Annotated in this window: 28 protein-coding genes; 20 read left to right on the top strand and 8 right to left on the bottom strand. The window is 73.9% G+C overall.

All coding sequences use genetic code 11. The features are described from left to right. Positions 1 to 15 precede the first annotated feature (15 nt). The 5 genes from leuD to ACXJKA_RS16975 all read left to right on the top strand — a co-directional run bounded on the left by leuD (position 16) and on the right by ACXJKA_RS16975 (position 4674). Positions 16 to 681, top strand: coding sequence for a 3-isopropylmalate dehydratase small subunit (gene leuD, locus ACXJKA_RS16995; protein ID WP_456826393.1), 666 nt, complete (start codon positions 16 to 18; stop codon positions 679 to 681). Between the two features lie 105 nt (positions 682 to 786). After that, the gene (locus ACXJKA_RS16990; protein WP_456826392.1) at positions 787 to 1395 is read left to right on the top strand and encodes an HU family DNA-binding protein; all 609 of its coding nucleotides are present in this window, start codon (positions 787 to 789) and stop codon (positions 1393 to 1395) included. Positions 1396 to 1491: 96 nt separating this feature from the next. Continuing rightward, on the top strand, positions 1492 to 2820 hold the full coding sequence (gene murA, locus ACXJKA_RS16985) for a UDP-N-acetylglucosamine 1-carboxyvinyltransferase (RefSeq protein WP_456826391.1): 1329 nt from the start codon (positions 1492 to 1494) through the stop codon (positions 2818 to 2820). Between the two features lie 40 nt (positions 2821 to 2860). Then, positions 2861 to 3625 carry a lysophospholipid acyltransferase family protein gene (locus tag ACXJKA_RS16980; protein ID WP_456826390.1) on the top strand — a complete coding sequence of 255 codons (765 nt, stop codon included), beginning with the start codon at positions 2861 to 2863 and terminating at the stop codon, positions 3623 to 3625. Further along, a complete protein-coding gene (locus ACXJKA_RS16975) occupies positions 3622 to 4674 on the top strand; it encodes an NAD(P)H-dependent glycerol-3-phosphate dehydrogenase (RefSeq protein ID WP_456826389.1) in 1053 nt (350 codons plus the stop codon). The genes ACXJKA_RS16980 and ACXJKA_RS16975 overlap by 4 nt, the downstream gene beginning before the upstream one ends. A gap of 43 nt (positions 4675 to 4717) precedes the next feature. On the opposite strand, the gene ACXJKA_RS16970 is transcribed toward ACXJKA_RS16975, so the two are convergent. Then, positions 4718 to 5863, bottom strand: a complete 1146-nt coding sequence (locus ACXJKA_RS16970; RefSeq protein ID WP_456826388.1) for a trans-sulfuration enzyme family protein — start codon at positions 5861 to 5863, stop codon at positions 4718 to 4720. A gap of 61 nt (positions 5864 to 5924) precedes the next feature. Between ACXJKA_RS16970 and ACXJKA_RS16965 the strand changes: the two genes are divergently transcribed. Further along, entirely contained in the window at positions 5925 to 7106 is a 1182-nt protein-coding gene (locus ACXJKA_RS16965) for a D-alanine--D-alanine ligase family protein (protein WP_456826387.1), read from the top strand. A 269-nt stretch (positions 7107 to 7375) separates the two neighbouring features. Then, complete coding sequence (locus ACXJKA_RS16960; RefSeq protein WP_456826386.1) at positions 7376 to 8452, top strand: fatty acid desaturase family protein; 1077 nt, start codon at positions 7376 to 7378, stop codon at positions 8450 to 8452. 1 nt (position 8453) lies between these two features. Here the strand turns inward: ACXJKA_RS16960 and ACXJKA_RS16955 are convergent, their stop codons facing one another. Continuing rightward, a complete protein-coding gene (locus ACXJKA_RS16955; protein WP_456826385.1) occupies positions 8454 to 8939 on the bottom strand; it encodes a DUF3515 family protein in 486 nt (161 codons plus the stop codon). Positions 8940 to 8986: 47 nt separating this feature from the next. Between ACXJKA_RS16955 and ACXJKA_RS16950 the strand changes: the two genes are divergently transcribed. Then, positions 8987 to 9976: a thiamine-phosphate kinase gene (locus ACXJKA_RS16950; protein ID WP_456826384.1), complete on the top strand. Its 990-nt coding sequence runs from the start codon at positions 8987 to 8989 to the stop codon at positions 9974 to 9976. Between the two features lie 4 nt (positions 9977 to 9980). Here ACXJKA_RS16950 and ACXJKA_RS16945 read toward each other — a convergent pair whose 3' ends face one another. Both ACXJKA_RS16945 and rpmB read right to left on the bottom strand, forming a co-directional pair. Next, positions 9981 to 10505, bottom strand: coding sequence for an N-acetyltransferase family protein (locus tag ACXJKA_RS16945; protein ID WP_456826383.1), 525 nt, complete (start codon positions 10503 to 10505; stop codon positions 9981 to 9983). 85 nt (positions 10506 to 10590) lie between these two features. Next, positions 10591 to 10782 (bottom strand): 50S ribosomal protein L28, encoded by a 192-nt coding sequence (rpmB, locus tag ACXJKA_RS16940; protein ID WP_028050248.1) that lies wholly within the window; start codon positions 10780 to 10782, stop codon positions 10591 to 10593. Between the two features lie 283 nt (positions 10783 to 11065). Between rpmB and ACXJKA_RS16935 the strand changes: the two genes are divergently transcribed. Genes ACXJKA_RS16935 through rsmD form a run of 5 tightly spaced genes read left to right on the top strand, consistent with a single transcriptional unit; the run spans position 11066 to position 17772 of the window. Next, the gene (locus ACXJKA_RS16935; RefSeq protein ID WP_456826382.1) at positions 11066 to 12565 is read left to right on the top strand and encodes a DAK2 domain-containing protein; all 1500 of its coding nucleotides are present in this window, start codon (positions 11066 to 11068) and stop codon (positions 12563 to 12565) included. 1 nt (position 12566) lies between these two features. Further along, a complete protein-coding gene (locus ACXJKA_RS16930; protein WP_456826381.1) occupies positions 12567 to 14864 on the top strand; it encodes an ATP-dependent DNA helicase RecG in 2298 nt (765 codons plus the stop codon). A gap of 36 nt (positions 14865 to 14900) precedes the next feature. Next, positions 14901 to 15590, top strand: coding sequence for an ABC transporter ATP-binding protein (locus tag ACXJKA_RS16925; protein ID WP_456826380.1), 690 nt, complete (start codon positions 14901 to 14903; stop codon positions 15588 to 15590). Continuing rightward, a complete protein-coding gene (locus tag ACXJKA_RS16920) occupies positions 15587 to 17215 on the top strand; it encodes a DUF6297 family protein (protein ID WP_456826379.1) in 1629 nt (542 codons plus the stop codon). The genes ACXJKA_RS16925 and ACXJKA_RS16920 overlap by 4 nt, the downstream gene beginning before the upstream one ends. Continuing rightward, positions 17212 to 17772 carry a 16S rRNA (guanine(966)-N(2))-methyltransferase RsmD gene (rsmD, locus tag ACXJKA_RS16915; RefSeq protein WP_456826378.1) on the top strand — a complete coding sequence of 187 codons (561 nt, stop codon included), beginning with the start codon at positions 17212 to 17214 and terminating at the stop codon, positions 17770 to 17772. The genes ACXJKA_RS16920 and rsmD overlap by 4 nt, the downstream gene beginning before the upstream one ends. Here rsmD and ACXJKA_RS16910 read toward each other — a convergent pair. Continuing rightward, on the bottom strand, positions 17738 to 18346 hold the full coding sequence (locus ACXJKA_RS16910; protein ID WP_456826377.1) for a GNAT family N-acetyltransferase: 609 nt from the start codon (positions 18344 to 18346) through the stop codon (positions 17738 to 17740). The two genes, rsmD and ACXJKA_RS16910, sit on opposite strands and share 35 nt — an antisense overlap. 63 nt (positions 18347 to 18409) lie before the next feature. Between ACXJKA_RS16910 and coaD the strand changes: the two genes are divergently transcribed. From coaD to mutM, 6 genes are all read left to right on the top strand, one after another. Then, positions 18410 to 18898, top strand: coding sequence for a pantetheine-phosphate adenylyltransferase (gene coaD / locus ACXJKA_RS16905; RefSeq protein ID WP_456826376.1), 489 nt, complete (start codon positions 18410 to 18412; stop codon positions 18896 to 18898). Further along, on the top strand, positions 18895 to 19386 hold the full coding sequence (locus ACXJKA_RS16900) for a hypothetical protein (RefSeq protein WP_456826375.1): 492 nt from the start codon (positions 18895 to 18897) through the stop codon (positions 19384 to 19386). Before coaD ends, ACXJKA_RS16900 begins: the two co-directional genes overlap by 4 nt. Before the next feature lie 110 nt (positions 19387 to 19496). Then, positions 19497 to 20075: a YceD family protein gene (locus ACXJKA_RS16895; RefSeq protein ID WP_456826412.1), complete on the top strand. Its 579-nt coding sequence runs from the start codon at positions 19497 to 19499 to the stop codon at positions 20073 to 20075. 2 nt (positions 20076 to 20077) lie between these two features. Continuing rightward, positions 20078 to 20275 carry a 50S ribosomal protein L32 gene (gene rpmF / locus ACXJKA_RS16890; RefSeq protein WP_370505356.1) on the top strand — a complete coding sequence of 66 codons (198 nt, stop codon included), beginning with the start codon at positions 20078 to 20080 and terminating at the stop codon, positions 20273 to 20275. A 46-nt stretch (positions 20276 to 20321) separates the two neighbouring features. Further along, on the top strand, positions 20322 to 21020 hold the full coding sequence (rnc, locus tag ACXJKA_RS16885) for a ribonuclease III (RefSeq protein WP_456826374.1): 699 nt from the start codon (positions 20322 to 20324) through the stop codon (positions 21018 to 21020). 1 nt (position 21021) lies between these two features. Beyond that, positions 21022 to 21924 (top strand): bifunctional DNA-formamidopyrimidine glycosylase/DNA-(apurinic or apyrimidinic site) lyase, encoded by a 903-nt coding sequence (gene mutM, locus ACXJKA_RS16880; protein ID WP_456826373.1) that lies wholly within the window; start codon positions 21022 to 21024, stop codon positions 21922 to 21924. On the opposite strand, the gene ACXJKA_RS16875 is transcribed toward mutM, so the two are convergent. Next, positions 21921 to 22856: an NAD(P)-dependent oxidoreductase gene (locus ACXJKA_RS16875; protein ID WP_456826411.1), complete on the bottom strand. Its 936-nt coding sequence runs from the start codon at positions 22854 to 22856 to the stop codon at positions 21921 to 21923. The two genes, mutM and ACXJKA_RS16875, sit on opposite strands and share 4 nt — an antisense overlap. A gap of 65 nt (positions 22857 to 22921) precedes the next feature. Between ACXJKA_RS16875 and ACXJKA_RS16870 the strand changes: the two genes are divergently transcribed. Then, on the top strand, positions 22922 to 23548 hold the full coding sequence (locus ACXJKA_RS16870) for a response regulator (protein ID WP_456826410.1): 627 nt from the start codon (positions 22922 to 22924) through the stop codon (positions 23546 to 23548). Between the two features lie 17 nt (positions 23549 to 23565). On the opposite strand, the gene ACXJKA_RS16865 is transcribed toward ACXJKA_RS16870, so the two are convergent. Both ACXJKA_RS16865 and ACXJKA_RS16860 read right to left on the bottom strand, forming a co-directional pair. After that, a complete protein-coding gene (locus tag ACXJKA_RS16865; protein WP_456826372.1) occupies positions 23566 to 25272 on the bottom strand; it encodes a sensor histidine kinase in 1707 nt (568 codons plus the stop codon). Beyond that, positions 25262 to 26067 (bottom strand): ATP-binding cassette domain-containing protein (locus tag ACXJKA_RS16860; RefSeq protein WP_456826371.1); only part of this gene is annotated, 806 nt, incomplete at its 5' end. The genes ACXJKA_RS16860 and ACXJKA_RS16865, both read right to left, overlap by 11 nt.

Here is a 26067-nt window from a genome sequence, read left to right as displayed (position 1 = left end):
GAAAGAGACACAGCCATGGAGAAGTTCAGCCAGCACACCGGCGTCGGCGTCCCGCTGCGGCGCAGCAACGTGGACACCGACCAGATCATCCCGGCCGTCTACCTCAAGCGCGTGACGCGCACGGGGTTCGAGGACGCGTTGTTCGCCGCCTGGCGCGGTGACCCGTCGTTCATCCTCAACCAGGACGCGTACAAGGCTGGGTCCGTGCTCGTCGCCGGCCCCGACTTCGGCACCGGCTCGTCGCGCGAGCACGCCGTGTGGGCGCTCAAGGACTACGGGTTCAAGGTCGTCATCTCGAACCGCTTCGCGGACATCTTCCGTGGCAACTCCGGCAAGCAGGGGCTGCTCGCCGCCCAGGCGGCGCAGGAGGACATCGAGCTCATCTGGAAGATCCTCGAGACGCGCCCCGGCACCGAGGTCACCGTCGACCTCGAGTCGAAGACGATCACGTGCGACGACGTCGTGGTGCCCTTCCAGGTGGACGACTACACGCGCTGGCGCCTGATGGAGGGTCTCGACGACATCGGGCTCACCCTCGAGCACGCCGACGAGATCTCCGACTTCGAGGCGCGCCGCGAGCCGTGGCGGCCCGCGACGCTGCCCGCCAAGCACCTGCCGCCCGTCGAGATCGTGGCCGCCCGACCGGCCGGCGTGCCGGTCGAGATCGGCCGACGCCCCTGAGGTCGCCCCGGCGGGTCGCCCACGCGGGTGGCCCGCCGGGCGTCCGCTGTCGATAGCGTGGCAGCGGGCAACGACGCGGAGCGTGTCGGCCCAGAGAGGACGACCATGCTGGGCAAGTCGCAGATCGCCGACCGGATCGCTGCTCGAGGCGCGTCGAAGGGCGCCGCGCTCGCCGCAGTCGAGGCGGTCGTCGACGAGATCACGTCGGCGCTGGCCGCCGGCGAGCGCGTGACGCTCACGGGCTTCGGCACGTTCGAGGCGGCCGGCCGCGCCGCACGCACGGCCCGCAACCCCCGCACGGGGGAGACCCTCGAGGTCGCGGCGACGACCGTCGCTCGCTTCCACCCCGGTGCCACGCTGCGCGCACGCGTGGCGGCCGGAGCCGGAGAGCCGTTGGGCGCGGTCGCGGACCTCGGCTCGCTGCAGGGGCTCACCGCGCCGGCAGCGGCGCCGGGCCCCGCACGGCCGTCGGTGGACGTGGCGCCGAAGGTCAAGGCCGCAGCGGCCCCGAAGAGCAAGGCGACGCAGAAGGCGAAGGCCAAGGCCGACGCCAAGAAGGCCGACGTCAAGAAGCGGGCCGACGCGGCGAAGAAGGCCGAGGCGAAGAAGCGGGCCGACGCGAAGAAGGCCGCGGCGAAGAAGGCTGACGCGAAGAAGGCTGACTCGAAGAAGGCCGGGAAGAAGTCCGGCAAGGGCAGCACCAAGAAGAAGTAATCCGCGGGCCCGGCCGTGTGAAGGTTCGGCACCGACCTCGGCGCGCCGCCGCTCGGACGGTCGGGAGCACCCCCGCGCGTGGGAGACGATGTTTCGATGAGCGATCTGCTGTACGTCAACGGTGGCAACCCCCTGTCGGGTGAGATCACCGTCCGCGGTGCCAAGAACTTCGTCTCCAAGGCGATGGTCGCGGCCCTGCTGGGCGAGACGCCGAGCGTCCTGCGCAACGTCCCCCAGATCCGCGACGTCGGCGTGGTGACAGGCCTGCTCGAGCTGCACGGCGTCAAGGTCGACGCCGACGCCGAGGCGGGGGTGCTGCACCTCGACCCGACGGACGTCGAGTCGGCGCACGTCGCGGACATCGACACCCACGCGGGCTCGAGCCGCATCCCGATCCTCTTCTGCGGCCCCCTGCTGCACCGTCTGGGCGAGGCGTTCATCCCGGACCTGGGCGGGTGCCGGATCGGCGACCGGCCGATCAACTACCACCTCGACATCCTGCGGCAGTTCGGCGCGGTCGTGGAGAAGACCGACAACGGCATCCACATCCGGGCGCCGCGACGCCTGCAGGGCACCAAGATCGCGCTGCCGTACCCGAGCGTCGGAGCCACGGAGCAGCTGCTGCTCACGGCCGTGCGCGCCGAGGGCGTCACCGAGCTGGCCAACGCGGCGATCGAGCCCGAGATCATGGATCTCATCAACGTGCTGCAGAAGATGGGCGCGATCATCTCCGTCGACACGGACCGCGTGATCCGGATCGAGGGCGTCGACCGGCTCGTCGGCTTCCGGCACACGGCCCTGTCCGACCGGATCGAGGCGGCGTCGTGGGCGTCGGCGGCCCTGGCGACGGGCGGGGACATCTTCGTGCGCGGAGCCACGCAGCCCGAGATGACGACGTTCCTCAACACGTTCCGCAAGGTCGGCGGCGAGTTCGCGATCGACGACGACGGCATCCGGTTCTTCCACCCCGGGGGCGACCTGCGCTCGATCACGCTCGAGACGGACGTGCACCCCGGGTTCATGACGGACTGGCAGCAGCCGCTCGTGGTGGCGCTCACCCAGGCGAAGGGCCTGTCGATCGTGCACGAGACGGTCTACGAGAACCGGTTCGGGTTCACGGAGGCCCTGGTGGGCATGGGCGCGACGATCCAGGTCTACAAGGAGTGCCTGGGCGGTCGGCCGTGCCGGTTCGGGCAGCGCAACTTCTTCCACTCCGCCGTCATCTCGGGTCCGACGCCGCTGGCCGCGGCGGACATCGAGGTGCCGGACCTGCGGGGCGGCTTCAGCCACCTCATCGCCGCGCTGACGGCCAAGGGCACCTCCTCGGTGCGTGGGATCAGCCTCATCGATCGGGGCTACGAGCGCTTCACCGAGAAGCTCGAGGCGCTGGGTGCCGAGTTCAGCCGCGAGCTGACGAGGGCATGAGCACATCGACCGCTCCGGGTCACCGGTAGCATCGGCTCCCGTGCATCCGCCGGCCAGATCCAACCGCGCCTACCGCAACGTCGCGCGCATCGTGCGTCCCCCGATGCTCGCCATGACCCGCCGCCGGTGGCGCGGCACCGAGAACCTCCCCGCCGAGGGCGGGTTCATTGTCGCGTCGAACCACATGACGAACATCGACCCGCTGACGTTCGCGCACTTCCTGTGGGACAACGGCTACGCGCCGAAGATCCTGGCCAAGGCGCCCCTGTTCAAGGTGCCGGTGCTCGGCTGGGTGCTGCGGGCGACGGGGCAGATCCCCGTCTTCCGGAACACCGCGTCGGCGGGGGACTCGCTCGCGGCGGGGATCCTCGCGGTCGAGGCCGGCGACGCGGTCGCGGTCTTCCCCGAGGGCACGCTGACGCGCGACCCCGACCTGTGGCCGATGGTCGGAAAGACGGGGATCGCCCGGCTGGCGCTCAGCACGAAGGCCCCGGTCATCCCGGTCGCCCAGTGGGGCGCCCAGGACCTGCTGGCGCGCTACGGCAAGCTGCTCAAGCCCTTCCCGCGCAAGCTGGTCACCGTGGTGGCCGGCCCGCCGGTCGACCTCGAGGACCTGTACGACCGCCCGCAGGACACCAAGACGCTGCGCGAGGCCACCGAGCGCGTGATGACCGCGATCACCGCGCTCCTCCAGGAGGTCCGCGGCGAGGAGCCGCCGGCGATCCGCTACGACATGCGCAAGCCGCTCGCGCAGGGCGAGAAGAGGGTCGGCGGCGACCACGCGACCCACCCCGAGCTGCCGTGACGGCGGACCAGGTGGCCGAGGAGCGGCCGGTCGTCCCCGGAGCTCCCCGGCTGCGCGCCGCGGTGCTCGGAGCCGGGGCGTGGGGCACCACGTTCGCGGCCGTGATGGCCGACGCCGGCTGCGACGTGACCATCTGGGGTCGCGACGAGGCGGTCTGCCGGCAGATCGCCGACGAGCACCGCAACGAGGCCTACCTGCCGGGCGTCGTGCTCCCGCGGCGGGTCACGGCGACGGGTGACGTCCGGGCCGCGCTCGCCGGTGCCGACATCGTCGCGGTCGCCATCCCGTCGCAGAGCGCCCGTGCCACCCTCACGCCGCTGGCCGACGCCGTCGCCCCGCACGCCGTCGCCGTCTCCCTGATGAAGGGCGTCGAGCTGTCGACCGACCGCCGGATGAGCGAGGTGGTCTCGGAGTCGCTCGGCATCCCCGCGGAGCGCGTCGCCGTCGTCTCCGGCCCCAACCTGGCGCTCGAGATCGCGCACCGGCAGCCGACCGCCACCGTGGTGGCCTCGACCAACGAGGCGACCGCGCAGCTGGTGGCCCGGGCGTGCGCCTCGGCCTACTTCCGGCCGTACACCAACGACGACGTGGTCGGTGTCGAGCTGTGCGGCGCCGTGAAGAACGTCATCGCGCTGGCGGTCGGCATCTCGCAGGGCAGCGGCCACGGCTTCAACACCATGGCGACCGTCATCACGCGCGGGCTGGTCGAGATCACGCGCCTCGGGCTCGCGCTCGGCGCCGACGCCGACACGTTCCCCGGCCTCGCCGGTCTGGGCGACCTCATGGCCACCTGCGCGTCGCCGGACTCGCGCAACCACACGCTCGGCGGGCACATCGGCCGCGGCATGACCCTGGACGAGGCGATCACCGCCACGGGCGGCACGGCCGAGGGCGTCAAGTCGAGCCGGTCGGTCCTGGAGCTGGCGACCACGCTGGGCGTCGAGATGCCGATCACCTCGGCCGTGGTCAAGGTGCTGCACGAGGGGCTGCCGGTCGACCAGATGGCCTCGCTGCTCCTCGCCCGGCCGCACAAGGCCGAAGGGGTCTAGCCAGCCCCTAGCCAGCCCGCTAGCCAGCCCGCTAGCCAGCCCGCTAGCCAGCCCTCAGAGCCTGGTCCAGGTCGGCCCAGAGGTCCTCGACGTCCTCGATGCCGACCGACATCCGCAGCAGGTCCTCCGGCACGGTGAGCGACTCGGTGGCGAACCGCCGGCGGCGCTCCAGCGTCGACTCGACCCCGCCCAGGCTCGTCGCCGGCACCCAGAGCTCCAGCGCCGCGACGACTCGGTCCKCCGCCTCGGGGCCGCCGACCGGGCGCAGGCCGATGATCGCGCCGAAGCCGTCCATCAGGCGTGCGGCCCGGTCGTGGCCGGGGTCCGACGGCAGGCTCGGGTGCCGGACCTCGGCGACGCCCGGGTGCTCGCTCAGGCGCCGCGCGAGCTCCGCGGCGTTGGCCTGGGCGCGCTCGACGCGCAGCGCGAGCGTGCGCAGGCCGCGCAGGGCGAGCCAGACCTCGAACGGTCCGGCGATCGCACCGTGCAGGGTCCGGTACGCGTGCAGCCGGGCGTGCAGGTCGTCGTCGTCGGCCAGCGCGGCGCCCAGGACCACGTCGGTGTGCCCGGCGAGGTACTTGGTCACCGAGTGCACGACGACATCCGCGCCGTGCTCGAGCGGGCGCTGGACCAGCGGCGTCGCGAAGGTGTTGTCGACGCCCACCAGCGCGCCGGCGGCGTGCGCGCCCGCGACCAGCGCCGGGAGGTCGGCGACCTCGAGCATCGGGTTGGTCGGCGTCTCGATCCAGAGCATCGAGGTGGGGGTCCGCAACGCGTCCAGCACGGCGTCCGTGTCGTCGATGTCGACGAGCGCGACGTCGACCCCCAGCCGTTCCTCCAGGTCGCGGGCGTAGGCGAGTGTGACCTGGTAGGAGTGGCGGGGCAGGACGAGCCGGCCGCCCGGCGGGATGAGCGAGAAGGCGGCGGCGATGGCGGCCATGCCGGAGCCGAACACGAGCGCCGGGTGGGCCGAGCGTTCCAGCGCACCGAGCGTCTGCTCGAACGGGTGCCAGGTCTCGGCGTCCATCCGCCCGTACAGCGGCTCGTCCGGCGCGGGCACGCCGCGGGACACGAACGTCGAGGAGAGCACCAGCGGGGGGTTCACCGGGGCGCCCTGGGTCCGTGCCGGCCGGCCGGCCGCGACCGTGAGCGTCGCGGGGGAGAGGTCGTCGAAACGCTGCGAGGTCACGGCGGCAGGTTACCCGGCGTCGTGCTCTGGGCCCGGCCCCCGACAGGTAGGGTCGGGCGCGATGGACGCCACCGCACAGCCCTCGGGCCACGACCAGACCCCTGAGCCGATCCACGAGACCACCACCGGGACTGCTCGCCGACCACGGGTGATGGTCGTGTTCGGCGGCAGGTCCGGCGAGCACGGGATCAGCTGCGCGACCGCCGGCGGAGTGCTGCGCGCGATCGACCGCGACCGCTACGACGTCCTGGCCGTGGGCATCACGCCCGCCGGGCGCTGGGTGCTCGCCGACGACGACCCCGACCGCTGGGCGATCGTCGACGGCCGGCTCCCGCAGGTCGAGGACACGGCCGCGCACGTGCTGCTGCCGCAGGCCGTCGACGACCGCGACGTGCAGGTGCTCGAGGCCGGTCAGCTGCCGCGCGTGCTGGGCGAGGTCGACGTCGTGTTCCCGCTGCTGCACGGCCCGTTCGGGGAGGACGGCACGCTGCAGGGTCTGCTCGAGCTGGCGGACGTCCGGTACGTGGGCGCCGGGGTGTTGGCCTCCGCGGTCGGCATGGACAAGCACATGATGAAGCTGGTGCTGGCGGGTCACGGGCTGCCCGTCGGGCCGTTCAGCGTGGTGCAGCCTGGTGAGCTCGACCGCGACCCCGAGGGCGTGACCGCACGGATCGCCGACCTCGGGCTCCCGCTGTTCGTCAAGCCCGCACGCGCGGGATCGAGCCTCGGCATCTCGCGCGTCACCGACCTGGCGGACCTGCCGACAGCGATCCGCGCGGCTGCTGAGCACGACCCGAAGATCATCGTCGAGGCGGCCATCGTCGGCCGCGAGATCGAGTGCGGCGTGCTCGGGGGCCACGACGGCGACCGGGCCCGGGCCTCGCTGCCCGGGGAGATCCTGGTGACCGACTCGCGGCACGCGTTCTACGACTTCGAGGCCAAGTACCTCGACGAGGCCGGCGTGACCCTCGCGTGCCCGGCCGACCTGCCGCCGGGCGTCGTCGAGGCCGTGCGGGACGTCGCGGTGCGCACGTTCGAGGCCGTGGGCTGCGAGGGTCTGGCCCGCGTCGACGTGTTCGTCACGCCCGACGGCGAGGTCGTGGTCAACGAGATCAACACGATGCCGGGGTTCACGCCGTACTCCATGTACCCCCGGATGTGGGAGGCGTCGGGCGTTGGCTACGCCGACCTCGTCGACGAGCTGCTGCGCCTGGCGCTCGCGCGGCCCACGGGTCTGCGGTGACGAATGACGGATGTACGCCCGACGTTCGCCCTGTCGTACGCCCAAACCCAGCGCGGCAGGCTACCCTCGGGGCACTCGTGATGGACCGCGGCGCGACAACGACGTCGTCCGGGGTGGACGTCCCCCCATCACTGTCGGGACGCACCGCGCCCCTCCGCACCCTCCAGCCGGGGGCGCGCCGCACGGCCGGCAGCCAACGCCGGCTCACGTAGATCGATGGTGAACGTGATGACCGTCTCGCAGGCAGACCAGACCCGCGAGGCGAGCGCATGAGCGCTACCGTGTCGCCCGGGGCATCTATTCCGGCGCGAGCGGCCACCGCGCAGGACTACTCGGCGCTCGCCGCGTACGTCCGTGAGTCCGGGCTGCTGCGTCGTCGCTACGTCTACTACTGGACCCGCCTGGTCGCCGTCGTGCTGGCCTTCGCGTCGGTCTGGGTGGCCGTCGTCCTCGTCGGCAACTCGTGGTGGCAGCTGGCCGTCGCGGCCGGGTTCGCCGTCGTGCTCACGCAGATCGCGTTCCTCGGGCACGACAGCGCGCACCGCCAGATCTTCAAGTCGGGTCCGTGGAACGACTGGACCTCCCGCATCCTCGCCGGCGGGTTCGTCGGCCTGAGCCACACGTGGTGGCGCAACAAGCACAACCGGCACCACGCCTCGCCCAACCAGGTGGGGGCGGACCCCGACATCGCGCCGGGCGTCGTCGTCTGGACGCAGGACGTGCTGGAGACCCGCAGCGGCTGGCGCGCGTGGTTCGGCCGCCACCAGGGCTGGTTCTTCTTCCCGCTGCTCATGCTCGAGGGCCTCAGCCTGCACGCGTCGAGCGTCCGCCTGCTGCTCGCCAAGGGCACCGTGCCGCACCGCTGGGTCGAGGCGCCGATCGTCATCACGCGGCTCGCCGTCTACGTCGGCCTGCTGTTCTGGCTGCTCCCGCCCGGCAAGGCGCTCGCGTTCATCGGGGTGCAGATGGCCCTGTTCGGTGTGCTGCTCGGCGGATCGTTCGCGCCGAACCACAAGGGCATGCCCATCATCCCCGCGGGGATGAAGGTGGACTTCCTGCGCCGCCAGGTCCTCACGTCCCGCAACATCCGGGGCGGCGTGGCCGTCGACTTCGTCATGGGCGGGCTCAACTACCAGGTCGAGCACCACCTCTTCCCGAGCATGCCGCGGCCGAACCTCCGGCACGTGCAGCCGGTCGTGCGCGACTACTGCGAGAAGCTCGGGGTGAACTACACCGAGGTCGGCTTCTTCCGGTCGTACAAGATCATCGTCGAGTACCTCAACCGGGTCGGGCTGGCGGACCGGGCAGCGTTCGACTGCCCTGTGGCCTCCCTCTACGGGCGCTGACCTACACGCAGCTGCGGACCTGCTCGGTCAGGGCGACGGCGGGCCCGAGCTGGTCGACGAAGGACGTCGAGCGCTCGGTCGCGACCGCGGCGGGCACGTGCAGCTCGACCGCGGGCTGGCGTCCGTACGTGGTGAACGTCCAGTCGCCGTCCTCTCCCTCGACGACGACCCAGTCGATGCTCGGGCCGCCCGGCGTCTCGACGGTCTGGCAGTGGTCCGTCGTCGGCCCCAGAGGCTCGACGCCGCAGCGCAGGACGATCGGCGCCGCGGGGTCGCCCCACGCCGTCGTGGCCTGCGCCGTGGTGTCGCGCTGGGGGAGGCCCGCGCCGAGCGAGTCCGGCACGGCCAGCACGACGGACGCGCAGACGGGGTCCGTGGCATGCGGGGCGACCCGCGCCGGGATCGTGCTCGCGCACCCGCCGAGGACCGCGACGCCACCGACCGAGGCCACGGCCAGCAGGCGTCGGTGCAGGGGCGGCTGGGGCACCCGGTCACGGTAACCCGAGCGGCGCGCCGAACCTCTACCGTGTCGGGGTGACCGGCGACACCTCCAGCATCGACCCAGGCTCTCTGCTCGTCTCCGAGCTGACCGAGGAGCAGCTGCTCGCCCGCATCTTCCCCCTCCTGCCGGTGGGCGCCGACACGCTCGTCCCACCCGGCGACGACGCCGCGGTCGTTGCCGCGCCCGACGGCCGGTTCGTCGTGACCACCGACGTGCTGGTCGAGGACCGGCACTTCCGGCGGTCGTGGTCCTCGGGCGAGGACGTCGGCCGACGTGCGGCCGTGCAGAACCTCGCCGACGTCGCCGCGATGGGCGCGCGGCCCACGAGCCTGGTGGTCGCCCTGGTGATCCCGCCGGACCTGCCGGCGTCGTGGGTGGACGGCCTGGCCCGCGGCCTCGCCGCGGAGTGCGCCCCGCACGGGGTCGGCGTGGTGGGCGGGGACCTGTCCGGCGGGCCGCTGGTGGTGGTCTCCGTGGCCGCGCACGGTGACCTGGCCGGACGCGCGCCTGTGCTGCGGTCGGGTGCGCGCCCGGGCGACGTCGTGGCGCACGCGGGCGTCGCCGGGTGGTCGGCGGCCGGGCTGGCCCTGCTCGAGTCGGGCGTCGTGGACCCGGACGCGGAGCTCGTGGCCGCGTACCTGCGGCCCGTGTCGCCGCTGGCTGCGGGACCGGCCGCGGCCGCCGCAGGGGCCACCGCGATGCTCGACGTGTCCGACGGCCTGCTGCGGGACGCCGGTCGGCTCGCCCGCGCGAGCGGTGTCGAGATCGACCTGGAGGTGGCGGCGTTCGCCGAGGACCTGTGCCGCCTGGGCGACGAGGCGGCGCGGCTCGGCGCGACGGTGGAGCGGTGGGTGCTCGACGGCGGGGAGGACCACGCGCTGCTGGCGACGTTCCCGTCCGGAGCCGTGCTGCCGGAGGGGTTCCGGGTCGTGGGCCGGGTCACGGACGGGCCGGTCCCGGGGGTCCTCGTCGACGGGGTGGCCGCGCCGGCGAGGTCGGGCTGGGACCACTTCGGCGGGTGAGGGCTCAGCCTCGGCGGTAGCGGACCTCGAGCAGGCTCTCGCCGCCGATGTCGTCGTAGCGCTCCACGCCGTCGGCCTGGAAGCCGTGACGCCGGTAGAAGTGCCGCGCGCGCTCGTTGTCCGCGAGCACCCACAGCGTGATGGTGGTCCGGTCGCCGACCTCAGCGATGACGGTCCGCATGAGGTCACGGGCGACGCCGTGCCCCCACGTGCCGGGATCGAGGTAGATGGAGAAGATCTCCCGGTCGCCGCGCCGCGCGTCCTCGTCGCGACCGGGTCCGACCGTGACGAACCCGACCAGTCGGTCCGGCACGGCGGCGACCCACGTGAGGATCTCCTCGCGCGGGCCCTCGCGCAGGTACCGGCCCCACTGGGCGGTGCGTTCGTCGGCATCCAGGGAGGCCAGGTACGCGTCGGGCACGATTCCCGCGTAGGCCTCCTGCCACGAGCGCACGTGCACCCGGGCGATCCCTGCGGCGTCCCCCTCGGTGGCGACGCGGATCGTCACCTCGTCCAGCTGCTCGACCATGGAGGTCACCATGCCACAGGAATCGGACATGACGAAGGGCCATGAAGTGACAACCTCATGGCCCTTCGGACGATTCAGGGGTACGTCAGATCGCGCGCTGCACCTTGCCGGCCTTGAGGCACGACGTGCACACGTTGAGACGCTTGGGCGTCCCCGCGACGACGGCACGCACGCGCTGGATGTTCGGGTTCCAGCGACGCTTCGTGCGCACGTGCGAGTGCGAGATGCTGTGCCCGAAGCTCGGGCCCTTGGCGCAGACGTCGCAGTTGGCAGCCACGGTCTTCTCCTGTTGCTCTGTACGGATCATCTGCCGCGTGTGCGGCGAAGTATGTGTCGGAGCGCACGAGCGACGCCGACTCCATGCCGTTTCCGGAGAGGATTCGGGGGCCGCTGCGGGGCACCACCAGTGCCCAGCATGGCCGGGCAACCGGTCAAGACTAGCCCATCGGGCACGTCGACCCAAATGTGGGTGCGATGAGGCAGGGTGGTGCAGCGCAGGTGCAGGCGGGAGCGGCGGCCTGCTCGAGCTGTCCGGGGTGGCCGGGGACGACGGAGGTGCGGTGGACCTGCTCGACGCGGCGGCGGTGCGCACGTGGGCGGCCGCGGCCTGCTCCGCCCTCGAGGCGGCCCGGGACCGGATCGACGCCGTCAACGTGTTCCCGGTCGCGGACTCCGACACCGGCACCAACGTGCTGCTGACCGTCACCGGGGGCGTCGAGGCAGTGGCGCTCGCCGGCTCCGACGCGAGCGCGCCGGACGTGGCGCGGGCCTTCGCCCGGGGTGCCCTGCTGGCCGCCCGCGGCAACTCCGGGGTCATCGTCAGCCAGTACCTGACCGGCTTCGCCCGCGCGCTGCCGGCCGCCGCGGGCGCACACGAGGCCGCCCGCTGCCTGTCGGTGGCGGCCCGGGCCGCCCGGGAGGCCACAGTCGAGCCGCAGGAGGGCACCGTCCTCACGCTCGCCGACGTCGTGGCCCGCGCCGCCACGACGGCTGCGGACGCGGGCGCCGACCTGCCGACCACCCTCGCGGAGGCGGTGGCGGAGGCCCTGCGCGCCCTCGGACGGATCAGCGCCGCGCACCCCGTCCTGCGCGCCGCGCACGTGCTCGACGCCGGCGCGTGCGCCCTGCTGGTCGTGCTCGACGCCCTGGCCCGCGCGGCCGGCGACGAGCGGCCCGTGGCGGTCCCGCTCGACTGGCTGCCCGCCGCGGCCGCCCACCACGCGTCGGCCGAGGCCACCGGCGGGGCGTTCGAGGTGATGCTGCTGGTGAGCGACGAGCAGCCCGTGGTCGACACCGGCGCGGAGCTGCGTCGCCGGATGGGCGCGGTCGGCGACTCGGTCGCCGTCGTGGGCGGCGACGGCTGGTGGCACGTGCACGTCCACACCGACGACCCGGCCGCGGCGATCGATGGCGCGGCGGTGGGTCGCCGTGAGCAGGTGCTCGTGCGACTGCTTTCGGGTGCGCACGCGGGCGGGTCGGCGATCGACGGTGGGCCCGAGCGGTGGGGCGTCGTCGTCTGCACGGCGGCGCCGGGGCTCGCGGCCTGGTACGCCGCCACGGGTGCGGTGACCGTCGTGCAGTGCCCGGAGGCGCCGGTCCGACCGGTCCACCTCGAACGGGCGGTGGTCGACTCGGGCGCCGCGCACGTGGTCCTCCTGCCGGGCGCTGCGGGCACGCCGGTCGAGCTCGCCACGCCCGGTGTGCTCGTCCACGTGCTCGACGCCCGCGACGAGGTCCGGCTCGTGGTGGGTGCGCTGGCGCTCGCCGGCGCCGGCCCGACCGTCGAGGGGAGGGCAGCGGCGGACGCGGCTCTGGCCCGGCTCGACGTGCGCGAGGTCGAGGTCGCGACGGAGCGGTCCGCGTGCGACGCGACCGACGCGCTCGTGGCCGTGACTCGACCCGTGTCCGCCGAGAGCCTGACGGTGCTCGTGCGGGACGCTCCGGACGGCGCGCTCGTCGACGGGCTCCTGGCACACCTGGCGGGGCGGCACCCGGGCGTCGAGACGACGGTGGTCGGCCCGACCGGGCACGGCCCGGCGCTCGTGATCGGGCTGGACTGACGTGGCGACGCGCAGGCCGAGCCCGGACCGGCTGACCTATCCCGACAGCGTCCACACGCCCGTCGAGCCGCTGGACGAGCGGTTCGCGGCCGCGACGCCGGCCGACCAGAAGAAGTTCACGGGGCTCGGCCTCGAGACCGTCGGCGACCTCCTGTCCTACTACCCGTGGCGGTATGCGGACTCGCGCGAGGTCACCGACATCGCGAGCCTCGCGGTCGGGGCCAACGTCTCGCTCGTCGCGCGGGTGCGCGGCGCGGAGATCAAGACCGCGATGAAGACGGGCAAGCCGCGGGTCGAGGCGAAGATCACCGACGGCACCCGCACGCTCGACCTGGTGATCTTCATGCCCCACCGCAACGCGGCGGAGTTCCACCTCCGGCGGCTGGTGCCGGGCAGCCTCGGGCTGTTCTCGGGGCAGATCAACGTGTTCAACGGGCGGCTGCAGCTGGCCAACCCCGTCTACGCGATCTTCGGGCTCGAGGTGGACGAGGAGGTCGCGCTCGAGGAGGCCGAGTGGCCGATCCCGATCTACCCGGCGACCGCCGGCCTGGAGTCGGAGAAGATCCGCAAGGCGGTGCGCAAGGCGTTCGACCCGCTGACCGAGCAGGACGTGCCGGACCCGGTGCCTGACCTGGTGCGCGCGGAGCGTCACCTGGCCTCGCGCTGGTCGGCGCTGCGCGGGGTGCACGTGCCGCAGACCGAGGAGGACTGGCGCAAGGGGCAGGCGCGCCTGCGGTACGAGGAGGCGTTCGTGCTGCAGGCGGAGCTGGCCCGCCGACGCGCGCACGCGCAGCGCGAGGAGTCGACGGCCCGACCGGCGCGGACCGGGGGCCTGCTGGACGCGTTCGACGCCCGGCTGCCGTTCACGCTCACCGAGGGCCAGGTGGCGGCGGGGGAGCAGATCGCCGACGACCTCGCCCGACCGCACCCCATGCAGCGGCTGCTCCAGGGCGAGGTCGGCTCGGGCAAGACCGTCGTCGCACTGCGGGCGATGCTCCAGGTGGTGGATGCCGGCGGGCAGGCGGCGTTGCTGGCCCCCACGTCGGTGCTCGCCGCGCAGCACGTGCGGACCCTGCGCGCGATGCTGGGCGACCTGGCGGAGGGCGGCCTGCTGGGCGGGTCCGAGATCGGCACCCGGGTGGCGGTGATCACGGGCGCGCAGTCGGCCGCGGAGCGGCGCACCAACCTGCTCGAGGCCGCCAGCGGACAGGCGGGGATCGTCGTCGGCACCCACGCGCTGCTCTCCGACCCGGTGCAGTTCGCGGACCTCGGGCTCGTGGTCATCGACGAGCAGCACAAGTTCGGCGTCGAGCAGCGGGGCCGGTTGCAGGCCAAGGCCGCGAACGCGCCGCACCTCCTGGTGACCACGGCGACGCCGATCCCGCGGACGGTCGCCATGACCGTGTTCGGCGAGCTCGAGATCTCCGAGCTGCGGCACGTGCCCGCCGGGCGCAGCGGAATCACCACGCACGTGGTGCCCGCCGACAACCGCGTCTGGATGGACCGCACGTGGAGCCGCGTGCGCGAAGAGGTCGAGAAGGGCGGCCGGGCGTTCGTCGTGTGCGCGCGGATCGACGAGGACGCCGAGGGATCGGGCGACGCCGACGACGGCGTCGACCTGGTCGCCGACGAGCCCGCGACCGTCGGCGAGGCGCAGGCCGCCGCGCAGCGGGCCCCCAAGAAGCCGCTGCGGGCCGTGCTCGAGGTGGCCGAGACCCTGCGCTCCGACCCGCGGCTCGGCGGCGCGGCCGTCGGGCTCCTGCACGGGCGGATGACGAGCGAGGAGAAGGACCGCGCGATCGCCGACTTCGCCTCGGGCCGCACGCCCGTGCTCGTGTCGACCACGGTGATCGAGGTCGGCGTCGACGTGCCCGCCGCGACCGTCATGGTGATCCTCGACGCGCACGTCTTCGGGCTCTCGCAGCTGCACCAGCTGCGCGGCCGCGTGGGCCGGGGGAGCGCGCCCGGGCTGTGCCTGCTCGTCGCGGACGCCCCCGAGGGCACCGTCGCGGCCCGKCGGCTGGGCGCGCTCGCGGAGACGACCGACGGGTTCGAGCTCGCGCGCGTCGACCTCGAGCTGCGCCGCGAGGGCGACGTGCTCGGCTCGGCGCAGTCGGGGCGGCGCGGGACCCTGCGGTTCCTGCGCATCGTCAGCGACGGCGCGGTGATCGACCGGGCGCGCGACGACGCCCGCGCGCTGGTCGAGGCCGACCCCGAGCTGGCCGCGTGGCCCGCGCTGCAGGCGGCGATCGCGACGCAGCTGGCGGACGGGCGCGAGGAGTTCCTCGGGCAGAGCTGACGGCAGCACCCATCCAGCGCGGATACCCTGGCGCACGTGTCGAAGCCCGTGATCAGCGCCAAGGACCTGCTCGTCGGTTACGGCGGAGCGCCCGTGTGCGCACCCGTGTCGTTCACGCTGGCCCCGGGCAAGGTGGTCGCGCTCGTCGGGGCCAACGGCTCGGGCAAGTCGACCGTGCTCCGCGCGGTGATCGGGCTGCTGGAGCCGTCGGGCGGGACGCTGCAGGTGTTCGGCGCCCCCGTGGACGAGCGCGAGGTCGGCTTCCGCACCAAGGTGGCCAGCGTGCTCGACGACGACGCCTACTTCCCGGCGCTCACGGTCTCGGAGCACCTCTACCTGACGGCCCGCGGGCACGGCGTGCACGGCGCGCAGGAGGTGGTCGCCGGGCTGCTCGCGGAGTTCGGGCTCACCGACCACGCGCGCTCCCTGCCCGTCGCGCTCTCCTCCGGTCAGCGCCGACGCCTGCTGCTCGCCGCCGGCTTCGTGCGGCCCCGGTCGCTGCTGGTGCTCGACGAGCCCGAGCAGCGCCTCGACCGGGCCATGCGGGACCGGCTGGCGGACCGGATCGTCGCCGAGAAGAAGGCGGGCGGCGCGGTGCTGCTGGCCACGCACGACCCCGATCTCCTGCGGGCCGTCGCCGACCGGGCGGTGCACGTGGCGGACGACGTCACGCGCCTGCTGCCCCCGGACCAGGCCGCCGACCTCATCTCGCGGGAGAACCCGTGACCGACCTGCACGACGACATGCTCGACGACGAGCCCGCGGTCCAGCCGTTCGAGGTCGGCGAGGTCCCGTCCGCCAAGAGCATCCGCCGGTTCACGTCGCAGGCGGCCAACTCCCGCGGCGGCGCGAGCATCGGCTCGCTTCTGTCGAGCGTGTACTACGTCGTCATCAGCATCGCGATCAGCATCGGCATCGCGCTCGGCGCCGCCCAGGCCATGCGCGTCGCCCTGCCGCCCGCTCCGGACGTCGAGGCGCCGGTCTCGCTGAGCCTCGCCACGCTGGTCGTCGTGATCCTCGTGGCGCTCGCCGGGGTGCTGCTGTCGCTCGCCGGCCGGCTGGGCCCGGTCGGTGCGGGCGGTGCCGAGGCGGCCTGGTGGCTGGGGCTGCCCGTCGACCGGCGGGGCCTGCTGCGCCCGGCGGCCCGCCGCCTGCCGCTGCTCGCGGGCTTCGTCGGTGCGGTGGTCGTCGCGCTCCTCGACGCCGGCCTGCTGGCCGATCCCGGGCACCGCGTGGTGCGGGTCGCCGGCACGGCCGCGGTCGTCGCGGCCGGGATCGTGCTGCTGGCGGCGGTGGGGCAGTCGGCCAGCGTGTCGCGGCGCGGGATCGCGCTCGTCGGCGACGTGCTGCTGTTCCTCGCCCCGGTGGCCGCAGTCGCGCTGTCGCTCGCGGGCTGGTCGGTGGACGCCGTCCCGAGTCCGCCCTGGTGGCTGCTGGCCGCCCTGGCGGTCGTCGTCGTCGGCCTCGCCTTCCTCGTCGACCACCGGCTCGGGCGGATGCCCGAGCGGACCCTGCGCGAGAGCGGCTCCGTGGCCACGCAGGCCGTCGGTGCCGTGGTCTCCATGGACTCGCGCGAGCTCGGCCGCGCCCTGACGGACGGCGCCGCGCCCCCCGTGCGGCGCTGGCTCTCCCCGCTGAGCACCGCACGCGGGCCGGCGTCCGCGCTGATCACCGCCGACCTCGTCGTGCTGCGCCGGTCCGCGCGGCACGTCGTGCAGCTCGGGGTCGCGGCCCTGGTGCCCGTGCTGGTCAGCACGGTTCCGCAGCTGGCCAGCCCGTTCGGAGTCCTGCTGGGCCTGCTCGTGGCGGGCTACGTCGCCATGAGCGCGACCGGCGAGGGTGCCCGGCGTGCCGAGATGGCCCCGATCCTCGACCGCCTGCTGCCCATCGAGGCCAAGACGGTGCGACGGCTGCGCATGGTCGTGCCCGCCGCCGCGATGGCCCTCTGGTCGGTCGTCGCGTTCGCCGCGGTCGGCCGCTGGGCCTCCGACGTGCCCGGCTGGATCGCCCTCGGGCTGGCGTCGACGCCGGTGTGGGCGGCTGCCGCGGTCCGGGCCTCGTACCGGCCGGCGCCCGACTGGGGCGGCGCGCTCGTCTCGACGCCGATGGGAGCCCTGCCCACCGGCGTGGCGACCGTGCTCGCGCGCGGCCCGGACCTCGTGGTGCTCGGCCTGCTCCCGGTCTGGATCGCGGTCCTGCTGCGCACGGTCAACCCGATCCTGCTGTACGTGCAGGTCATCCTGTCGGTCATCGCGGTGGCGATCGCGTCGTCGATCCGCACGGGCTCGCTCATGGAACGGATGATGGAGTCGCAGGAGTCGATGCAGGACAAGGCGGGCGTCCGCAAGTGACCCGCATCGTCGCCGGCACCGTCGGTGGCCGCACGCTCGCGGTTCCCAAGGCGGGCACCCGGCCGACGAGCGAGCGGGTGCGCGAGGCCCTGTTCTCCCGGCTCGAGCACCTGGACGTCGTCGACGGCGCCCGCGTGCTCGACCTGTACGCCGGGTCCGGCGCGCTCGGGATCGAGGCGGCCAGCCGCGGGGCGCAGCACGTCACGCTCGTCGACGCCGCCCGCGACGCCGTGGAGGTCTGCCGCCGCAACGTCGCGTCGCTCGGCCTGGCCGACCACGTGCAGGTGGTCTCCGAGAAGGCCGAGCGGTTCGCCCAGCGGGCCCCGGTGGCGCCCTGGGACCTCGTGCTCGTCGACCCGCCCTACGACCTGTCGGAGCAGGACCTCGGGGACGTGCTGGCGGCTGTGGCGCCCGCGCTGTCCGAGCACGCGGTCGTCGTGGTCGAGCGGTCGTCGCGGACGCCCGAGCCCGCCTGGACCCCGCCGCTGGAGCGCTTCGACCGACGCGCCTACGGCGAGACCGTCATGTGGTTCGCGGAGCTCGCTGCAGCACCGTGAGCAGCGGGCCGTCGTCGCCCAGTCGGACCGTCCCCACGCCGGTGTAGCCGAGCCGTCCGTAGAACGGCAGGTTCCGAGGGTCGGTGGTCGCGAGGTACGTCCCGGCGTCCCCGGCGGCGGCGATTCCCGCCTCGACCAGCCGTCGGCCGATGGCGCGGCCCTGCCACGGCGGCTCGACCGCGAGGAAGTTCAGGTAAGGGCTCGGCGCGGCGGGTGCGAGCGGTGCGGCGGACGCGAGCGCCGCGAGGATCTCCGCAGCACGGTCCACACCCACCAGGGCGGCCAGCGCCCCGGCGGGCGTCGGCAGCGACGACGGGGCAGGCTCCGCGTCGGGCAGCCGCCACGCCGCGGCCCCGACCACGCGGCCATCGCGGCGGGCGACGTGCACCCGACCGACCGCCAGGTACCGGTCGACGGACGGCCCGAGCCAGGCGGCGCACGCGTCCTCGCGGGTCTCCTCGTCGGGCAGCGCCCACGCCATGAGCGGGTTCGTCCGGTAGGCGCGGGCCAGCACGGTCCGGACGGCGGGGGAGTCGGCGGCAGTGGCGTGCTCGAGCACGACGTCGGAGGCCATGCCCGAGGGTAGGGCGCCGCGCGTCCGGCTGGCCCGTGCACGCCGCTGGCCTACCCTGACGTCGTGACCATCGCCGTCTGCCCCGGGTCGTTCGACCCCCTGACCCTCGGGCACCTGGACGTGATCCGGCGCGCGCGATCGATGTTCGACGAGGTCGTCGTCGGCATCGCCCGGAACTCGTCGAAGGCGGCCCTGCTGCCGATCGACGTCCGGCTCACGCTGGCGCGCACGGCGCTCGGGGACCTCGACGGGGTACGGGTCGAGGCGGTCGACGGCCTCCTGGCCGACTTCGTCCGCACGGTCGGTGCCTCCGCGGTGGTCAAGGGCCTGCGGGGGGGCGCGGACTTCGACGCCGAGCTGCCGATGGCGCTCATGAACCGGCACCTGTCCGGCGTGGAGACGGTGTTCGTGGTCGGTGACCAGAAGCTGGCGCACATCGCGTCCTCGCTGGTCAAGGACGTGGCCCGGTACGGCGGACCGATCGACGACCTCGTGCCGGAGGGTGTCGTGGACGCTGTGCGGGCGGCACTTCGAGAAAGGGACGCACGATGACGGACGAGGACCCGACCACCCGGCCTGAGGGCCTCACGGGCGTGCTGGACGCGATCGGGACGGCGGTGGCCAACGCGCGCGCGATGCCGATGTCGTCCTCGGTGCTGGTGAACCGCGCCGAGCTGCTCGACCTGGTGGAGCAGGCGCGGGACGTGCTGCCCAGCCAGCTGTCGCGCGCCGACGAGGTGCTGGCCGACGCCGACGCGGCGCGGTCGGTCGCGCAGGCCGACGCGGACGCCGTGCTGGCTCAGGCGCGCGCCCAGGCCGCCGCCCTGGTCGAGCAGGAGGCGGTCGTGCTGGCCGCGCAGGAGCGGGCGGCCCAGATCGTCGCCGAGGCCGAGGAGACCGCCGAGCGGCTGCAGCGCGACGCGGACGACTACTGCGACCGCCGCCTGGCCGACTTCGAGATCGACCTGGGCAAGGTGCTCAGCCAGGTGCAGGCGGGCCGGGCGAAGCTGGCCGGGCGGCTCGGGGCCGACGAGAGCTGAGACCTGCGCCACTCCCGGAGGATTTGGGCGGCTCCTGACCTGTGCCGTAGAGTTGCCCGTTGGTTCTGCCGCTCATGGCACGGACCGAGATCAACGAGGGGACCCTGGCCGTGCAGCGCCCTGTTCACCTCGATCCCCGTTCGCCGTTCGTGCTCGATTCGCACGAGCTCGGCCGACGTCCGGGATCGACGAGGACCGTGCAGCGCACCGTGGGCGCCCCGGAGGATCTCGGTACCGACGTGATCGGCATCCCCACCGGGACCGATGTCGAGCTGGATCTGCGGCTCGAGGCGGTCATGGAGGGGGTCCTGGTCTCCGGATCCGTCCGCGGCCGGGCGATCGGGGAGTGCGTGCGCTGCCTGGGCGAGGTTGTCGAGAACGTCGACGTCTCCCTCATGGAGCTGTACGTCTACCCTGAGCGCGCGGCGATCGCGGTCGAGGACGGCGACGACGAGGAGGACGTGCGCGAGCTGGAGGGCGACCTGGTCGACCTCGAGCCCGCGCTGCGGGACACGGTCGTGCCGGCTCTGCCGTTCCAGCCGCTGTGCCGACCCGACTGCCCCGGTCTGTGCTCCGAGTGTGGCGCACGGCTCGCGGATGACCCTGACCACTCGCATGAGACGCTTGACCCCCGCTGGTCCGCCCTGGGCGACCTGCTGGGTTCGAACGACGAGACGAAAGAGAGCTAGCCGTGGCTGTTCCGAAGCGCAAGATGTCGCGCAGCAACACCCGTGCGCGTCGGTCGCAGTGGAAGACCACTGCCACGACGCTCCACACGTGCCCGCAGTGCAAGTCCAACAAGATGCCGCACACGGCCTGCCCGACGTGCGGTACCTACAAGGACCGTGCCTACGCCGAGGCCGTGCGTACCGAGTTCGAGGCTCGCTGAGCCTCAGCTCGTCCCGCCGCGCAGCATTGATGACCGGAGGGCCGGCGTGAGTGCCGCGGCAGAACTTCTCGAGAAGCTCGGGGTCCACCTGGACCCCGAGCTTCTCGTGCTTGCCCTGACCCATCGGTCGTTCGCGCACGAGGCGGGCGGCATCCCGACCAACGAGCGGCTCGAGTTCCTCGGGGACTCGGTGCTCGGGCTCGTGGTCACGGAGTCGCTCTACCGGGCACACCCCGACCTGCCGGAGGGTGCCCTCGCGAAGATGCGGGCCGCCACGGTGTCGCAGCGCGCGCTCGCCGTCGTCGCCCGCGAGCTCGACCTGGGCAGCTTCGTGCTGCTGGGCAAGGGCGAGCTGACCACCGGGGGTCGGGACAAGGACTCGATCCTGTCGGACACGCTCGAGGCGGTCTTCGGTGCCGTCTACCTGTCCCACGGCCTGGAGCCGGCGCGCGGGCTGGTCGAGCGGCTGGTCGGGCCGTCCCTCGAGGCCGCCGCGGACCTCGGTGCCGGGCTCGACTGGAAGACGTCGCTGCAGGAGCTCTCGGCGACGCTGGGTCTCGGAGCCCCCTTCTACGAGGTCACCGGCGAGGGGCCCGACCACTCCCGTACGTTCACCGCTCGCGCGGTCGTCGCCGGGGTGCCGCGCGGGGTCGGCATCGGCTCCGCCAAGAAGCTCGCCGAGCAGGACGCCGCCGCGGACGCGTACCGGGCGCTCGCCCTCCTGCAGCAGGACACCTCCGCCTGACGTGCCCGAGCTCCCCGAGGTCGAGACCGTCCGGGACGGGCTGGCCCGGCATGTCCTTGGCCGCACGGTCACGGGCGTGGAGGTGCGGCGCGACTACAGCGTCCGGCGGCACACCGGCGGACCGCTGGACTTCGTCGGCCGGCTCGACGGGCGGCGGCTCGACGCGGCGGTCCGGCGCGGCAAGTACCTCTGGCTCCTGCTCGACGACGGCGACGACGCCCTCATGGCCCACCTCGGCATGAGCGGGCAGCTGCTGGTGCGCGGACCGGGCGAGCCCCTCCTCGAGCACCCCCACCTGCGCGTGCGGGCCGCGCTGGACGACGGCTCCGCGCTCGACTTCGTCGACCAGCGCACCTTCGGCCACCTGAGCGTCCCCGACCTCGTGCCGACGCGCGACGGGCTGCCGGGCGGGCTCGGCTCGCCTGCCCCGGTGGTCCCCGAGCCCGTCGCCCACATCGCCCGCGACCTGCTCGACCCCGCGCTCGACCACGACGCGCTCGTCGCCGCGGTGCGACGGCGCAGGACCGGCCTCAAGCGCGCTCTGCTCGACCAGACCCTGGTCTCGGGCATCGGCAACATCTACGCCGACGAGGGCCTGTGGCTCGCGAAGCTGCACTACGCGCGGCCGACCGAGACGCTGCGGCGTTCCGAGGTCGAGCGCGCGCTGGCCGGCGCGCACGAGGTGATGACGGAGGCGCTGGCGCAGGGCGGCACCAGCTTCGACGCGTTGTACGTCAACGTGAACGGGGCGTCCGGGTACTTCGACCGCTCGCTCGCCGTCTACGGCCAGGAGGGGAGGCCGTGTCCGCGCTGCGGCACGCCGATCCGTCGCGACGAGTTCATGAACCGGTCGTCGTACTCCTGCCCGCACTGCCAGCCCCGCCCGCGGCGAGGTCGGTTCTAGCGACGGACCACGTTCCGCAGCTTGCCCCCGGACAGGAACGCCCCGAGGTTCGCCGTGATCAGCTCACCTGCGCCGATGGGCCGACCGCCGGCCGCGTGGGGGCTGATGAGGATGCGGGGCTCGTCCCAGAGCGGCGAGTCCGCCGGCAGCGGCTCGGTCTCGAACACGTCCAGGGCGGCGCCGGCCAGTCGCCCCGCTCGGATCGCCTCGAGCAGCGCCGCCTCGTCCAGGGTGGCGCCCCGGCCCACGTTCACCACCCACGCGTGCGCCGGCAGCGAGGAGAGGACATCGGCATCGACGGCGTGCCGTGTCCGGTCCGTGGCGGGCAGGAGCGAGACCAGGACGTCGGTGCGGGGCAGGTGGTCGGGCAGGTCGAACGCCGAGATCACGGGGAAGCCGTTGCGGTCGCCCGCGGTCGTCGCCACGCCGGTGACCTGGGCGCCGAGAGCCGTGAGCAGGGGAGCGAGCCGTGCCGCGATGGAGCCGAACCCCCAGATGAGCACGCGGGAGCGGTCCAGCGTGCGGAAGACCTGGCCGGGCCGCGCGTCCTGCATCCCGCCCAGGTCGCCGGCCCAGCGGTGCGCGTCCTGGGCGCGCACGAGCTCGGGCAGCCGGCGAGCGGCGGCGAGGATCAGCGCGAGCGTGTGCTCCGCGACGGGCCCGTCGTGCAGGCCGCGGCCCGAGGTGATGACGACGTCGTCGGCGAAGCCCGCGGCCAGGGCGGCGTCGGGCCCGGCGGCGAGGGTCTGCACCCAGCGCAGCCGGGTCAGGCGCCGCGCGGCGTCGGCCAGGAGCTCGTCGCTGTTGCCCCAGAGCACCAGCGCCTCGGCATCGAGGGCGTCGTCGGGCATCGGTTCGTGCACGTCGTAGCGCAGCACGCGGATGTCCGCGGGGACGGTGGGCTCGTCGGTCAGTGTCGATGGCAGCAGCAGGGTGGTCACGTCGTTACGATGCCATCGTGCCCCCCACCAGCGCCTCCGCAGGACCCATCACCGTGATGATCATCGACGACCACGAGGTGGTCCGCCGAGGGATCGCCGAGGTCGTCGACCGCGCCGACGGCATGTCGGTGGTGGCCGAGGCGGGGTCGGTGGCCGACGGTGCCCGCCGCGCCGCTCTGGTGCGCCCGCAGGTGCTGCTGGTCGACCTGCAGCTGCCTGACGGCACGGGCATCGAGCTCTTGCGGACGGTGCGCGAGACCCTGCCGAAAGCCCGCGCCATCGTGCTGACGTCGTTCGACGACGACGACGCCCTGGCCGCGGCGCTCGACGCCGGGGCCGCCGCGTACCTGCTCAAGTCCGTGCGCGGCGCCGAGATCACGGACGTCATCCGAGCGGTCGCGGCCGGCCGGGTCCTGCTCGACGAGCGGACGGTGACGCGCCGCAAGGCCGGGCACGACGACCCGACCGAGAACCTCACGCCGAGCGAGCTCAAGGTGATCGAGCTCATCGGGGAAGGGCTGTCGAACCGGGAGATCGCGGAGCGGCTCGGCGTCGTCGAGAAGACGGTGAAGAACCACATCACCTCGCTGCTGGCCAAGATGGGCCTGCAGCGACGTACCCAGGTGGCCGCGTGGGTGGCGTCGCGCAAGCACACGAGCTGGCGGGCCGAGCCGGGGCACTGAGACCCGGGACAGCACGCTCAGCCGAGCGGCGCCTCCCACGACAGGAGCGTGCCGCGTCCGTCGGGCGGGACGCCCAGGCTGAACGTCCCGCCGTGCTGGCGGGCGCGCGAGGCGAGGTTGCCCGTGCCCGACGACCGCTCGCGTCGCACCGGCAGGCCCGCGCCGTCGTCCTGCACCTCGACGAGGACGTCCCCGAGCGGTCCGGTCCCGCGGACGGAGACCCGCACCGTGACCGACGAGGCATGGGCGTGCCGGGCCGCGTTCGCCAGCCCCTCCCGCACGACGGCGACCACGTCGGAGGTCAGCGCGGGGTGGACCCGCTCGTCCAGACGGTCCTCGTCGACGCCGTCGTCGACCAGAGCCAGACCGTCGAGGCTGAGGACGAACGACGGCGCGAAGCCGAGGCCGGTGCGTGCGAGGGAGGCCTCCCGGCGCAGGCGCTCGACCAGCCCGGAGGCCGCGTCGGGGTCGCGCAGCTCGTGCACGATCTGCCGGATCTGGCGGACCGACCCGTCGACGTTGTCGAGCGCCTCGTCGACGATGCCGGTCAGCTCGGAGGGGTCGACGCCCCGCGCTGCGCGCCGCCGGACGGTCTCCAGCTGCATGCCGGTGGCGAACAGCTGCTGGATGGCCAGGTCGTGCAGGTCGCGCGCGATGCGCTCGCGCTCGTCCAGGAGCGCGGCCACGTCCTGCGCGTGCCGTGCGCCGGCCAGCACGTAGGCGAGCGCGGCCTGAGCGGCGAACGACTCGGCGGTGGCCAGGTCACCGTCCTCGAACGGAGGGCCACCGATACGGCGCAGCAGGATGAGGACGCCCATGTTGCGGCCGGCTGACTGCAGCGGCGCGTACAGCGCGGGTCCGAACGTGCGCATGACGGGGACGGCGACCGAGCGGGCCGCCGACAGGGACGGCAGCGTGAGGCCCTTGCCTTCGGTCATCACCGTCCACGCACGACCGCCGTGCGGCATCTGTGCGCCGAGGAGGCGATCGCTCGCGTGCCCGACCGCCAGCTCGATGAGGAGCTCCCCACCCACGCCCGGCAGCGCGAGCGCGGCCGTGTCGGCGTGCGCGACCTCGCGGGCGGTCGAGGCGATGTGCTCGAGCGCCTCCTCCTCGTCGATGTCCTCCAGCAGCATCGTGGTGATGTCCTGGCCGGCGCGCAGCCAGTGCTCGCGCCGCTCGGCCTCGGCGTAGAGCTGCGCGTTGGCGACGGCGACGCCGGCGGCGGCGGCCAGGGCCACGACGACGTCCTCGTCCTCCTGCGTGAACCCGCCGGCCTTCTCGGACAGGTACAGCTGCCCGAACACCCGCGGGCCCACGCGCACCGAGGCGCCCAGGAACGACCCCATCGGCGGGTGCTCACGCGGGAAGCCGCGGAAGGCGGGGTGCTCCCGCAGGTCCCCGAGGCGCAGCACCCCCGTGCTCGGGATCTGGCCGAGCACGCCCTGGTTGTGCGGCGCGGTCCCCAGCGCGGCGGCCACCGCGGTGGGCACCCCCGTGAAGACGAAGAGGGTCGAGGCCCCCTGCGGGTCGAGCACGTTGATCGCACCGTAGCGGGCGCCCGTGAGCTCGCCGCTGACCTGCACGAACCGCTCGAGGACGGTGGGGAGCTCGAGCTCGCTGGCGACCGCAAGGATGGCGCCGAGCAGGTCGGTCAGGGCGTCGCCGGTGAGGGGGAGCGGCGAGTCGGGCACCTCGGTGAGCTGCCCCTTCTCAACGGGCATGTCCGGCCTCCTGCCCGTCGGTCGCGCGTTCGCGGTCCAGCGACTCACCGTAGCCCGGGGCGGTGGCGACGAGCTCCGCGTGCGTGCCGCGGGCGCGGACCCGTCCGCCGTCCAGCCAGACGACCTCGTCGGCGGCGGCCAGCGGCGTGAGCCGGTGGGTCACGACGACGACGCCACGGGGGTCGCGCAGCAGGTCGGTGACCAGCGCGTCCGCCCGGGCGGGGTCGAGGTGCTCGGCGGGCTCGTCGACCAGAAGCAGCGGGGCGGGGGACAGCAGGGCGCGCGCGACGAGCAGACGCCGCCGCTCGCCGCCGGAGACGGTCCGGGCGTCGGGGCCGAGCAGGGTGTCGAGGCCGTCGGGGAGCCTGTCGAGCCAGTCGCCCAGCCCGACGCGCCGCAGGACCTCGTCGGCCTCCTCGGTCGTGACGTCGCCGCGCGCGACGCGGAGGTTCTCGAGCACGGTGGTGCCGAACACGTGGGCGTCCTCGGTGCCGACCACGACCGCGGTCACCGTGGCGTCCCGGGAGAGGTGGTCCACGTCGTGCCCGCCGAGCGTGAGCGAGCCACCGCGCCGGGGGAGCAGGCCTGCGAGCGTGAGCAGCGTGGTCGTCTTGCCCGTGCCGGACGGGCCGACGATCGCGACCGACCGCCCGGCGCGCAGGTCGAGGTCGAGGCCTTCGACGACGGGCGGCGTGCCCGGCCAGCCGGCCGCCAGGTCGGTCGCGACGAGCGGCGGCCGCCCCGGCGCCACGTCGGTCGGCGCCGGGTCGGCCGGCGCGTCGAGCAGCTCCAGGA

This window comes from Cellulomonas sp. P5_E12 (genome assembly GCF_054049315.1).
Note: the sequence above shows the minus strand (reverse complement) of the source record. Positions and strands in the feature narration are given on the sequence as shown.

Coding starts and splice junctions, on each gene's coding strand:
- ACXJKA_RS16900 (WP_456826375.1), top strand. CDS start 18,895: ATGACGGACGAGGACCCGACCACCCGGCCTGAGGGCCTCACGGGCGTG.
- murA (WP_456826391.1), top strand. CDS start 1,492: ATGAGCGATCTGCTGTACGTCAACGGTGGCAACCCCCTGTCGGGTGAG.
- ACXJKA_RS16990 (WP_456826392.1), top strand. CDS start 787: ATGCTGGGCAAGTCGCAGATCGCCGACCGGATCGCTGCTCGAGGCGCG.
- leuD (WP_456826393.1), top strand. CDS start 16: ATGGAGAAGTTCAGCCAGCACACCGGCGTCGGCGTCCCGCTGCGGCGC.
- ACXJKA_RS16945 (WP_456826383.1), bottom strand. CDS start 10,505: ATGGTCGAGCAGCTGGACGAGGTGACGATCCGCGTCGCCACCGAGGGG.
- ACXJKA_RS16965 (WP_456826387.1), top strand. CDS start 5,925: ATGGACGCCACCGCACAGCCCTCGGGCCACGACCAGACCCCTGAGCCG.
- ACXJKA_RS16910 (WP_456826377.1), bottom strand. CDS start 18,346: ATGGCCTCCGACGTCGTGCTCGAGCACGCCACTGCCGCCGACTCCCCC.
- ACXJKA_RS16865 (WP_456826372.1), bottom strand. CDS start 25,272: ATGCCCGTTGAGAAGGGGCAGCTCACCGAGGTGCCCGACTCGCCGCTC.
- ACXJKA_RS16960 (WP_456826386.1), top strand. CDS start 7,376: ATGAGCGCTACCGTGTCGCCCGGGGCATCTATTCCGGCGCGAGCGGCC.
- ACXJKA_RS16870 (WP_456826410.1), top strand. CDS start 22,922: ATGATCATCGACGACCACGAGGTGGTCCGCCGAGGGATCGCCGAGGTC.